The organism is Nocardia sp. NPDC050408, from assembly GCF_044458905.1.
Classification (GTDB): Bacteria; Actinomycetota; Actinomycetes; order Mycobacteriales; family Mycobacteriaceae; genus Nocardia.
Map to the genome: position 1 here is coordinate 770603 of NZ_JBITIL010000002.1, position 12200 is coordinate 782802.

General features: G+C 64.8%; 9 protein-coding genes. 6 read left to right on the forward strand and 3 right to left on the reverse strand.

The window, feature by feature from the left end; genetic code table 11:
* Position 1: 1 nt before the first annotated feature.
* Positions 2-184 (reverse strand): hypothetical protein, encoded by a 183-nt coding sequence (locus ACIBJI_RS08300; RefSeq protein WP_364342278.1) that lies wholly within the window; start codon positions 182-184, stop codon positions 2-4.
* A 247-nt stretch (positions 185-431) separates the two neighbouring features.
* On the opposite strand from ACIBJI_RS08300, the gene ACIBJI_RS08305 reads away from it, so the two are divergent.
* Positions 432-710: a hypothetical protein gene (locus ACIBJI_RS08305; protein ID WP_364343120.1), complete on the forward strand. Its 279-nt coding sequence runs from the start codon at positions 432-434 to the stop codon at positions 708-710.
* Here ACIBJI_RS08305 and ACIBJI_RS08310 read toward each other — a convergent pair.
* A complete protein-coding gene (locus tag ACIBJI_RS08310) occupies positions 669-1289 on the reverse strand; it encodes a hypothetical protein (RefSeq protein WP_364342281.1) in 621 nt (206 codons plus the stop codon). The genes ACIBJI_RS08305 and ACIBJI_RS08310 overlap by 42 nt on opposite strands.
* On the opposite strand from ACIBJI_RS08310, the gene ACIBJI_RS08315 reads away from it, so the two are divergent.
* Both ACIBJI_RS08315 and ACIBJI_RS08320 read left to right on the forward strand, forming a co-directional pair.
* On the forward strand, positions 1205-1867 hold the full coding sequence (locus ACIBJI_RS08315; protein WP_364342284.1) for an ABC transporter ATP-binding protein: 663 nt from the start codon (positions 1205-1207) through the stop codon (positions 1865-1867). The two genes, ACIBJI_RS08310 and ACIBJI_RS08315, sit on opposite strands and share 85 nt — an antisense overlap.
* The gene (locus tag ACIBJI_RS08320) at positions 1864-2682 is read left to right on the forward strand and encodes a hypothetical protein (RefSeq protein ID WP_364342287.1); all 819 of its coding nucleotides are present in this window, start codon (positions 1864-1866) and stop codon (positions 2680-2682) included. Before ACIBJI_RS08315 ends, ACIBJI_RS08320 begins: the two co-directional genes overlap by 4 nt.
* 72 nt (positions 2683-2754) lie before the next feature.
* On the opposite strand, the gene ACIBJI_RS08325 is transcribed toward ACIBJI_RS08320, so the two are convergent.
* Positions 2755-4764, reverse strand: coding sequence for a polyprenyl synthetase family protein (locus tag ACIBJI_RS08325; protein ID WP_396958890.1), 2010 nt, complete (start codon positions 4762-4764; stop codon positions 2755-2757).
* 544 nt (positions 4765-5308) lie between these two features.
* Here ACIBJI_RS08325 and ACIBJI_RS08330 point away from each other — a divergent pair.
* From ACIBJI_RS08330 to ACIBJI_RS08340, 3 genes are all read left to right on the forward strand, one after another.
* On the forward strand, positions 5309-5476 hold the full coding sequence (locus tag ACIBJI_RS08330) for a hypothetical protein (protein ID WP_364342293.1): 168 nt from the start codon (positions 5309-5311) through the stop codon (positions 5474-5476).
* A 93-nt stretch (positions 5477-5569) separates the two neighbouring features.
* Entirely contained in the window at positions 5570-6532 is a 963-nt protein-coding gene (istB, locus tag ACIBJI_RS08335; RefSeq protein WP_396958891.1) for an IS21-like element helper ATPase IstB, read from the forward strand.
* 663 nt (positions 6533-7195) lie between these two features.
* On the forward strand, positions 7196-12200 hold a 5005-nt coding region (locus ACIBJI_RS08340), incomplete at its 3' end, for a beta strand repeat-containing protein (protein WP_397083504.1).

Genomic DNA, 12200 nt, shown 5'->3' on the forward strand with positions numbered 1-12200 from the left:
GTCAAAGCCCCTGCCGGCCCGTCCTGAGCGCGGTTACGATGTCGATCACTCCGACCACTACGAGCACGGCGCCGAGTGGCCCACCCCGGAACCCGAAGAATTCGGTGTCCCGCGCGAAAAGCCACAATGCTGCCCCGGTGATGAGGAGCAATAGCCCGAAGACGGCCGCGAGTCGTATCTGCATGCTGCAATCGTGCCGCCTCGCCGGGTGCCATTCATCGGCCGAAAGGCGTTGTGCACGTCATCATTTCGTAGGACGATCCCGGTGATCCGTTTGTGCTGCGATGGAGCCGTGCTGGTTGGTGACGAGACCGGGTTCATGAAGAAACAGCAAACCCGCTGGGGTGCAACGCCAGTACCCCGGCACGGCCGGTCGACGGAGAAGCCAGAAGACGGTCTGACCACATCACTGGCCCGCTTCCGCGACATCAATGCCGCCTACTTTTAGTGGCACCCGCGTCGAGCCGCTGGACACCCCTCCCGCGTGCCCAAGGAACTGGACACGTGCGGTCGCCGTCGTCGACGCGGGCCCAGCCGCCTGCCATGCGGCCGAGGAGCTGCTGCGCCCGGCCGATGTCGAGGTCGAGTTGTTCGACCGGCTGCCCACGCACCACGGCCTGGTTCGCGCCGGCGTCGCGCCGGAGCATCAAGGCGAGCGCGTCGTCTCGTCAGCCGCGGCAATTCGGCCCTTGATGTGGCGCTCGTGCTGATCGTCGATCCAGATTGACTGGCCAAGACCGACACGCGGCGCGAACTGCGGGCTTTCGGGTCTGCGCACGGTCAGCGGGTCGCGATGAGGAGTGTGCAAGCAGTGCCCCAGCGCGGATCCATTCGAGCTCGACCGCTGTATCGATGCGAGTGTGACCGGTGTGTCGGCGCAGGATGATGCAGCCTAGCCTGACTGTGATGATGACCTCGTCGTTCACGCTCAGCGCGCCGTTCAGGCCGGTGATGTCGAATTCCTCTGTGCCTGTGAGGTTATCGGGGTCGAGGTCGGGGCATTGCAGAGGCAGCACGCCCAATGCGACTAGGTTCGTGCGATGGATGCGTTCGAAGCTGCGGGCGACGACGGCACGGACTCCTAGCAGTCGAGTGACTTTCGCTGCCCAGTCCCGTGCTGAGCCGGTTCCGTCGAAGGCCCGCCGCCCGGACGGAGGCGTGGGTGGCGCGAATTGGCCGTTCCGCCATAGGTTTTCATAATCGGTTGGTAGCATACGAACGGCTGTCCGGCCACTACGTCGAAGGCAGACAAGGGGCGTTGATGGAAGTGGAGGACGTCCACCATTCATATGGCAGGCGGTCGGTGCTGCGTGGCATCGACATTGTGTTACCTGCGGGGACGCTGGTGGGAATCGTCGGTGAGAACGGTGTGGGCAAGTCGACGCTGTTGAAGGTCCTGTCCGGAGAGCTGCGACCTGACCGCGGTGTGGTCCGGCACCATGGGCGGTTCGGTTACTGCCCCCAGCAGGTGGTCCTGAACGACGCCTTCACGGTTCGTCAGCACCTGGATTTCTTCGCCGCGGCCTATGCGATCCCGGATCTGCGGCGGGCCGAGCAGACCATGGAGATCTTGCGGTTCTCCGAGTATGCCGGTGAGCGGGTCGCCACGCTGAGCGGCGGCACGCGGCAGAAGCTCAACCTGACGCTTGCGGTGATGCATGATCCGCAGGTTCTGCTGCTCGACGAGCCGTACCAGGGTTTCGACTGGGAGACGTATCTGCGTTTCTGGGATCTGGTCGCAGAGTTCCGTGACACCGGCCGGTCGGTTCTGGTCGTCTCGCATCTAGCCCACGACACCGACAAGCTGGATGAGGTGTGGCGGTTGCACGACGGCGTCCTACAAGGCACACAGGAGAAGGCCGGATGAGCGAGAGTGCGCGGCTGTTCATGATCGCCACGCGTTATGGCCTCATCGAGCATGCTCGTAACCGGTTCGCCATGCTGTTGGTTGCTGTCTTCGTCCCCATATTGATCACTCTGGTGCGCGTGGCCGTCACCGACATCGAGGTTCCGTTCCGGCTTCGGGACACCGGTCTCGTTCTGCACGCCAACGGCAATGAGCTCGCCCAGATCAGCGGCGCCCTGACCGCGGTGTCATTGATCATCGGGTTCATGATGTTCGCGGCGACTTTCAGCAGCGGAGCATTCGATCGGCGTCTGTCGATGGCCGGATATCCTCGGGTTGCGCTGGGTCTGGCGAAGATCGCCTGCCTGGTGGTGGCCTCGGTGGTGGTCTGCGCGTACGCCACCGCAGTGATCTGCTGCTACTGGTCGCCTCGGCAGCCTGTCCTGCTCGCTGCTGCGCTTTTCTGCGCGGCGATGACCTATGGAGCACTGGGTGTCGCCCTAGGCGCGCTGCTGCGCCGCGAGGTGGAGGGGATGTTCGCCATCGCGATGATCAGCTGCTTCGACATGGCCGTGCAGAACCCTATCGCCAGCATCGGGGCGGACAGCGAATTCGTGCGCTGGCTGCCCTCCTATGGGGCCATGCAGGCTGCGACCGCGGCCGGTTTCTCCGATACCACGCCATTCGCGGGCTTCGCCGTGCAACTGGCCTGGTTCACCGCGAGCGCCCTCGTCGGATTGGTCGCTTTCCATCTGCGCACCCGCTCGTCTCTTCGATCCACGATGTGGATCCGCCTTCCCGGACCGACGAGGTCCGAACAGTCGGCGAAGCACTGAGGGTGTGTCCCGCGCGGCCACCACGGTGGATCGGATCGCGCGGGACACACCCGGCTTGTCGGCTACGCGGGCTTACGGCGCGATAGGAGCCGGTTCGTCGGCCCGGAAGTAGACCTCACGGCGCAAGCGTTCCAAGTCCGGCGCTGCGGAAGTGGAGGTTTGCTCGTAACGATCGCTCTCACGCCCCCAGAGCCCCACACTCGTCATGTCCACATACATCTTCGCGTAGTCCTTTCCTCGGCCCGACAGGCCGGGAAGCACGCGGAGGAGCGCGGGGACATAGTGGATCACCGCCTCGAGCTGGGCGCGCTGCTCCGCCACCTGGCGCTGCACCTGCTCGACGGCTTCGCGGCGGGTGCAGCCGGTCTCGTGACGGACCGCCCTGACCAGGTTGTAGGGGACTTGGTCTGCCTCGTCCTGATCCAGCCCCACCAGGTCGTTCTCCACAAAGGTCACCCAGAAGGCGAGTTCCTCGAGACGGCGGATCACGGGGTGGTTGCGCAGCTTCGACGGCAATTCCCGGTCCTGGCGCACCTCCATACAGGCAAGGGCGGTTTCGATCCCACTGGTCGACATCCGCAGCGGCAGGTAGTCGGCCGTGGCGGGGATGTAGCCATTGATGCGATGGTGCGCTTCGCGTTCGGCGGCTTCGAACCACTCCTCGATGCCGTCGAGGAACCGCTCCTGCCAGCGGGTCGTCCGGCCCTCGCGCAGGCGCGGCCACAAACTCGCCCAAGCCGTCGGGATCGCGCCGGACCGCCACGGTGTCTCCGGGTCCTGACGCAGCATTGCCACCATGCCACGCCTCAGCGCGGTGACCGCTTCCGGGTCCCTCAGCTGCGGATCCTCGAAGAGGTCGTCCCACACAAGGACCAGCACGGCCATGCCGTAGGCGGTCTGTTCACGGGCCGCGTCCGCTGCTGGGGCCAAGGTTTGTGCCGGGATCCGGATCGCTCCTGTCCATCGGTGGTAGTCGGCCTCGGCCGGGGAGACGGCCAAGCCGGTGTCCACCAGCCAGCTTTTCAACCATTGCGCCAGCTGCGGCGAGAGCCCATCACCGTGGGCTCGGGATGGCCGCGTCGGCTGCTGGGGAACCGCGGAACCAGGAGTTCGCCGGTCGAGTATGGATCGGGCATAGGCGGTCATCGCGTGGCGGGCGCTCGGGTCAACGGGCACAGCGGCAAGCTGACCGGCAGCCTGGTCCATGAATTCATCGGCTCTCGCTCGCGCTTCGTCCACGGCGCCGGAGGTGATGACGAGCTCGCGGGCACGTTCGGCTTGCTCACGCGTCATCGTTCTGCGCAGCAGGCGGGCAAGGTCCCGGTCGCGCGCAGCCGCGCGGATCACCGGAAGTGTGTAGATGCCCGCAGGCAGATCCGCGTTGACGGGTTTGCCCATTTCTTCGGCGGTCGAGGTCAGATCGAGAATGTCGTCATGCAGCTGGTAGGCCAGCCCGAAGTGTCGACCGAACAGGGCCAGCGCCTCTTCTGCATCGTCGTGGCGGCCCGCCTGCATCGCGCCCACCCGGCATGCCAGCGAGAGCACCGCCGCCGTCTTACCGTCGATCGCGTCCAGGTAGGACTGCTCGCCGCGGGAGGCCACGTAGAGGTCGGCGGCCTCGACCACCATGCCCGCGCACATCTGCTCACCCGCCATCGCTCCCGCGAGAACTTCGCGCTGGCCGAGTTCGGCCAGCATGCGCACGCTCGTGAGCATCACCGAGTCCCCACCCAATACGGCCATATGCGAACCCCACACCACGTTGACACTGGGACGGCCTCGACGCTCGTATGCGTGATCGATGACGTCGTCGTGGTAAAGCGAGCCCACATGCAGCAATTCGACGGCAGCAGCGGCGCGCACCACCCGGTCGTCGGCCGGGGCCGCGGGATCGGTGAGCAGGTAGTACGACAATAAGGTCAGAGTGGGACGAACCAGGCGGCGAGAAGTGTCCGGCCATTCGTCTGTGAGGGTGGTGAGTTCGGGCCTGCCCTCCAGCCGAACGGGTCCGAGAACGTCACGGACGCGGTCGAGGTCCGCATCCAGATGCGGGAAGACAGCGGAATCGATTTCACGTGGCACGCGGGCGCTCCTGACTGGTTACATCGGTCATCTCCAACACCGCCGATCAATGGCAATTTGACACCACCCTGGCGCGGAAGATGTTGGTATCGGCCAATTTTGATGCCTTCCCAACTTGGGTGATGTCGGTTGGTGAGGCCGTGGGGGCGAGTACCGCCCCGATCGCCGGTGCCGGGGACAACCCGATCAGCCAGGGAGAACATCCTCCCAAATGAGCTACCCGGCGGTCGCCGAGTTGGCTGTTCCGCGCGTGAAATCCGTTGTGCGAATATATGTTTCGGTGGTGGCGAAGACGGGTCGCCCGAAGCGGGCCGGGCCGACGGCAACCGGGACCGACCGTCGGAAATTGGTGTTGGGACCGCTAGCGGTTGCTGTCCGCACGCCAGGACCGGGCCGCGGCCGACGCCGCAGGACCGCGTGATCCCGCGAGCCGGGTCCGCCACTGGTAGTGGAGTTGATCGAGGACCTCGAAACTATAGACGCAAAGACCAGGGCTGCGGACTAAGAGTTGCGGCAGCTCGACCTCGACCTGGGAGCTCCGTGGATGGACGTGCGCGGCATCGGACCGTCCAGTGTGGTAAGGCTTCTCGCCGACACCGAGTTCGCGGCGGAGTTCCTCGTGCCCGAACACACCATCAGTCGCGAACTGGACGTCCCCGTCGGCCCCGCCTCCTGTCCATCAACCCTGACGGCGGTTGCTCACGAATGTTGACGGGCGCGTTGCGGAGTCACGAATTCAAGGCAGCACCAGCGGTTATAGTGGAATTATCGATTGCGGGGCGAGGGGAGCCTGCGGATGTCTGACATGTCGAAAGTTGAGCTGTACGCGGCAATCCGCCAGGATCTCCGTGCCGGCCTGTCCAAGCGCGCCATCGAGCGCAAGCACAGGGTCGGGTGGCGTACGGTGGCCAGAGCGACGGAGTCGGTGTGGCCCGAGCCGCGTAAGGAGTATCCGCCGCGAGCACAGAAGCTCGATCCCTACAAGCCGTTCATCGACGATGTGCTGCGCGCCGATCTGGATGCGCCTCGTAGACAACGACACACGGCGACCCGGATCTATCACCGTTTGCTCGAGGAGCACGGCATGAGGGACGTGTCCTATCAGCGAGTCAGTGCCTATGTCCGCGAACGCAAACCACAGCTCCAGGCGGAACAGATGACAGCCCGTCTCCGCTCCGAACGGCTCATCAAGGCCGCCGGGTTCCCTCGCTCTAAAACGTTGCGTGACTTCGATTTCAGTGCCAACACCAGTGTCGACCCTGCCATGATCCGCGCTCTTGCTAAATGCGACTGGGTCAAGGAAGGGCTGCCGTTGTGCTTGATCGGCGCCTCCGGCACCGGGAAATCTCATCTGCTCATCGCCTTGGGCACCGAGGCGGCGAAAGCCGGATACCGCGTCAGATACACCCTGGCTGCCAGGCTGGTCAACAAACTGATCGAAGCCGCCGATGGCAAACGGCTCACCAACACCATCGCCCGCTACAGCGGTGTCGACCTGCTCTGCATCGACGAACTCGGCTACACAGAACTGGATAGACGCGGCGCCGAATTGCTGTTCCAGGTATTGACCGAACGCGAGGAGAGGAAGTCGGTCGCGATCGTCTCCAACCGCGGCTTCGCCGACTGGTCCGAAACCTTCCCCGACGCTGAGCTTCGCGCCGCCATCATCGACCGACTTACCTTCGGCGGCACCATCATCGAGACCGGCACCCGCAGCTACCGATATGCCCATACCAAGGCAACCGAACCCACCGACAAACCCCGCTGACCCGCCCGCGCCTCGACTCACGCGACGATGCTGTCGCGCCCGCCGCTGCGTCGGCTCAACAAACAGCTCGTCGGCGCCCCGCTTCGGCTCCATCGGATAGCCCGGACCGTATGCGAGAAACAAATGTTCCAAATTCAGAAACGGCACGCACCGCCGATGCCGTCAAAATTCACGAATAACTCGACATGAAGCGCCGTCGACATTCGCAATAAAACGCCGTCGGCATTCGTGATAAAACGCTGTCGACATTCATGATAAAACGCTGTCGACATTCGTGGAAATTCCATTGAAACCATCCATGACCTGCCTGAACTCGCGGCTTCTGCCCGAAATAAACTATTGCGCTCCTATTTTTGCAGACGTATGTTTGCGGGTGGGTTTCTGTCCATTTAACTTTCAGCGAGGGAAATGTAGCCGAATCACAATTATGAAGGAAGTGGCAGCGCGAACCTAGCTTCGGCTGCTACTTGAAATGCAACTCCGTCACCGGCAATCGGTGGCCGCATTACTCACCGCTGGCAACGTCATCGGCGATATCGCTATGGCAGCGGTCAGGCTCTCGTGCCCTGCCCGGGCCGACCCCCCACCAGCAGCACAATCTGCCCCGGCCCACTGCCCCAGGGTCGGACCAGGGCTCTGATCGACTCTCGAAGGAAGCTACTCATGACGACCATCACGTCCATCTCCCCGACTGCGGGCCCCGCCCCGGGCGGTACTAGCGTCACGGTGACCGGCACCGGGTTCACCGGCCCGCTCACCGTGCGGTTCGGCACCACCGCCACCACCTTCACCGTGAATTCCAGTACGCAGCTCACCGCGATCGCCCCCGGGGGGACGGGCACGGTGCAGGTCACCGTCACCGGCTCGAGTGGTACCAGCAACGGGGTGCCCTACACCTATCTCCCGGTTCCTTCCCTGACCAGCGTGAGTCCCACTCAAGGTCCCACCACTGGCGGGAACACGGTCACCCTCACCGGCACCAATCTCTCAGGTGTCACTGCGGTCAGCTTCGGTGGTACGGCGGCAACCTCCTTCACGGTCGTCTCGAACACGCAGATCACGGCTGTCGCTCCTGCCGGAACCGGCTTTGTGCAGATCACCGTCACCGCCCCGGGCGGAACCAGCAACGGGGTGACCTACACGTATGTCGTCGTACCCACCATCACGTCCATCTCTCCGACCGCGGGACCCACCTCGGGCGGTAACAGCGTGACGATCACCGGCACCGGGTTCACCGGCCCCTTGACCGTGCGCTTCGGCAGCACCGCGACCACCTTCACCGTCAACTCCGCTACCCAGATCACCGCCGTAGCCCCCGCGGGTGCGGCCGGTACGGTGCAGGTCACCGTCACCGGCTCGGGTGGTGCCAGCAACGGGGTGTCCTACACCTATGCCGGGGTTCCCACCCTCACCAGCATCACTCCCAATTCAGGATCAGTGGTCGGCGGGACGACGGTCGTCCTCACCGGGACAGGGCTGTCCACTGCCACAGCGGTCAAATTCGGTGCCACACCGGCAACCTCGTTCACCGTCAACTCCGCCACCCAGATCACCGCCGTCGCCCCCGCCGGAACCGGAACCGTGCAAGTCACCGTAACCACCGCCGGTGGAACCAGTAACGGTGTCTCCTACACCTATGTCGCGGTTCCCACCCTCACCACAGTGGTCCCGAATACGGGGCCGGTAACAGGTGGAACAACGGTCGTCCTCACCGGGACCAACCTGACCGGGACCACGGCGGTCAAATTCGGTGCCACACCGGCGCTCTCGTTCACCGTCAACTCCGCCACCCAGATCACCGCCGTCGCCCCCGCGGGTGCGGCCGGGACGGTGCAGGTCACTGCCACCACCGCTGGTGGAACCAGTAACGGTGTCTCCTACACCTATGTCGTTGTTCCCACCCTCACCACAGTGGTTCCGAGTGCAGGGCCGGTGGCCGGTGGAACAACGGTCGTCCTCACCGGAACCGGGCTGACCGGAGCGACGGCCGTCAAATTCGGTGCCACACCGGCGATCTCGTTCACGGTGAACTCCGCCACCCAGATCACGGCGGTCGCGCCCGCCGGAACCGGAACGGTGCAAGTCACCGTAACCACTGCCGGTGGAACCAGTAACGGTGTCTCCTACACCTATGTCGCGGTTCCCACCCTCACCACGATCGTTCCGAACGTGGGGCCGGTGGCCGGTGGAACAACAGTGGTCCTGACCGGGACCAATTTGACCGGGGCTACTGCGGTGAACTTCGGTGCCACACCGGCAACGTCGTTCACCGTCAACTCCGCCACCCAGATCACGGCGGTCGCCCCCGCCGGAACCGGAACGGTGCAAATCACCGCCACCACTGCCGGTGGAACCAGTAACGGTGTCTCCTACACCTATGTCGCGGTTCCCACCCTCACCACAGTGGTTCCGAGTGCAGGGCCGGTGGCCGGTGGAACAACGGTCGTCCTGACCGGAACAAACCTGACCGGAGCCACGGCGGTGAACTTCGGTGCTACACCGGCGACCTCGTTCACCGTCAACTCCGCCACCCAGATCACCGCCGTCGCCCCCGCCGGAACCGGAACCGTGCAAATCACCGCCACCACTGCCGGTGGAACCAGCAACGGTGTCTCCTACACCTATGTCGCGGTTCCCACCCTCACCACAGTGGTCCCGAGTGCAGGGCCGGTGGCCGGTGGAACAACGGTCGTCCTCACCGGAACCGGGCTGACCGGGACCACGGCGGTGAACTTCGGTGCCACACCGGCGATCTCGTTCACCGTGGATTCCGCCACCCAGATCACGGCGGTCGCCCCCGCGGGTGCGGCCGGGACGGTGCAAGTCACTGCCACGACAGCGGGTGGAACCAGCAATGGTGTCTCTTACACCTATGTCGCGGTTCCCACCCTCACCACAGTGGTCCCGAGTGCAGGGCCGGTGGCCGGCGGTACGACGGTCATTCTGACCGGGACGAACCTGACCGGAGCCACGGCGGTGACTTTCGGTGCCACACCGGCGCTCTCGTTCACCGTCAACTCCGCCACCCAGATCACCGCCGTTACCCCCGCTGGAACCGGAACGGTGCAAGTCACCGCCACCACCGCGGGTGGAACCAGCAACGGTGTCTCCTACACCTATGTCGCGGTTCCCACCCTCACCACGGTGGTCCCCAGTGCAGGGCCGGTGGCCGGTGGAACAACAGTGGTCCTGACCGGGACCAATTTCACCGGGGCTACGGCGGTGAACTTCGGTGCCACACCGGCGCTCTCGTTCACCGTGAACTCCGCCACCCAGATCACGGCGGTCACGCCCGTAGGAACCGGAACGGTGCAGGTCACCGTAACCACCGCGGGTGGAACCAGCAACGGTGTCTCCTACACCTATGTCGCGGTTCCCACCCTCACCACGATCGTTCCGAACGTGGGGCCGGTGGCCGGTGGAACAACAGTGGTCCTGACCGGGACCAATTTGACCGGGGCTACGGCGGTCAACTTCGGTGCCACACCGGCAACGTCGTTCACCGTCAACTCCGCCACCCAGATCACGGCGGTCGCCCCCGCGGGTGCGGCCGGAACGGTGCAGGTCACTGCCACCACCGCTGGTGGAACCAGCAATGGCGTCTCCTACACCTATGTCGCGGTTCCCACACTCACCACGATCGTTCCGAACGTGGGACCGGTGGCCGGTGGAACAACGGTCGTCCTCACCGGGACGAACCTGACCGCGGCGACGGCGGTGACTTTCGGTGCCACACCGGCGATCTCGTTCACTGTCAACTCCGCCACCCAGATCACCGCCGTCGCCCCCGCGGGTGCGGCCGGAACCGTGCAGGTCACTGCCACTACTGCCGGTGGAACCAGCAACGGTGTCTCCTACACCTATGTCGCGGTTCCCACCCTCACCACGGTGGTTCCGAGTGCGGGCCCGGTGGCCGGTGGAACAACGGTGGTCCTCACCGGGACGAACCTGACCGCGGCGACGGCGGTGAACTTCGGTGCCACACCGGCGACTTCGTTCACCGTGGATTCCGCCACCCAGATCACCGCCGTTACCCCCGCCGGAACCGGAACGGTGCAGGTCACTGCCACTACTGCCGGTGGAACCAGCAATGGTGTCTCCTACACCTATGTCGCGCTACCCACCCTCACCACCGTGGTACCGAACGTGGGACCGGTGGCCGGTGGAACAACGGTGGTCCTCACCGGAACAGGGCTGACAGGAGCCACAGCGGTCGACTTCGGTGCCACACCGGCAACGTCGTTCACCGTCGACTCCGCCACCCAGATCACGGCGGTCACGCCCGCAGGAACCGGAACCGTGCAAGTCACCGCCACCACAGCGGGTGGAACCAGCAACGGTGTCGGCTACACCTATATCGCGCTACCCACCCTCACCACAGTCGTTCCCAACGTGGGACCCGTGGCCGGTGGAACAACGGTCGTCCTCACCGGGACGAACCTGACCGCGGCGACGGCGGTGAACTTCGGCGCCACACCGGCAACCTCGTTCACCGTCGATTCCGCCACCCAGATCACGGCGGTCGCCCCTGCGGGTGCAGCCGGAACCGTGCAAGTCACCGCCACGACCGCTGGTGGAACCAGCAACGGTGTCGGCTACACCTATATCGCGCTACCCACCCTCACCACAGTCGTTCCCAACGTGGGACCGGTGGCCGGTGGAACAACAGTCGTCCTCACCGGGACGAACCTGACCGCGGCGACGGCGGTGAACTTCGGTGCCACACCGGCAACCTCGTTCACCGTCGACTCCGCCACCCAGATCACGGCGGTCACCCCCGCGGGTGCAGCCGGAACCGTACAGGTCACCGCCACCACGGCGGGTGGGACCAGTAATGGTGTCTCCTTCACCTATGTCGCGGTGCCTACTCTGACCACCGTGGTTCCCAACGTGGGGCCGGTGGCCGGTGGAACAACAGTGGTCCTCACCGGAACAGGGCTGAACGGGACCACGGCGGTGGACTTCGGTGCCACACCAGCGATCTCGTTCACCATCGACTCCGCCACCCAGATCACGGCGGTCGCGCCCGCTGGAATCGGAACCGTACAAGTCACTGCGACCACGGCGGGTGGAACCAGTAATGGTGTCTCCTTCACCTATGTCGCGGTGCCTACTCTGACCACCGTGGTTCCCAACGTGGGGCCGGTGGCCGGTGGAACAACAGTGGTCCTCACCGGAACAGGGCTGACAGGAGCCACAGCGGTCGACTTCGGTGCTACACCGGCGACGTCGTTCACCGTGGATTCCGCCACCCAGATCACGGCGGTCGACCCTGCGGGTGCGGCGGGAACGGTGCAGGTCACCGCCACCACAGCGGGTGGAGCCAGTAACGGTGTCAGCTTCACCTATATCGCGGTGCCTACTCTGACCACCGTGGTGCCGAACGTGGGGCCGGTGGCCGGTGGAACAACGGTCGTCCTCACCGGAACAGGGCTGACCGCGGCGACGGCGGTGAACTTCGGTGCTACACCAGCGACGTCGTTCACCGTGGATTCCGCCACCCAGATCACGGCGGTCGCCCCTGCGGGTGCGGCGGGAACCGTGCAGGTCACCGCCACCACAGCGGGTGGAACCAGTAACGGTGTCAGCTTCACCTATATCGCGGTGCCTACTCTGACCACCGTGGTGCCGAACGTGGGGCCGGTGGCCGGTGGAACAACGGTCGTCC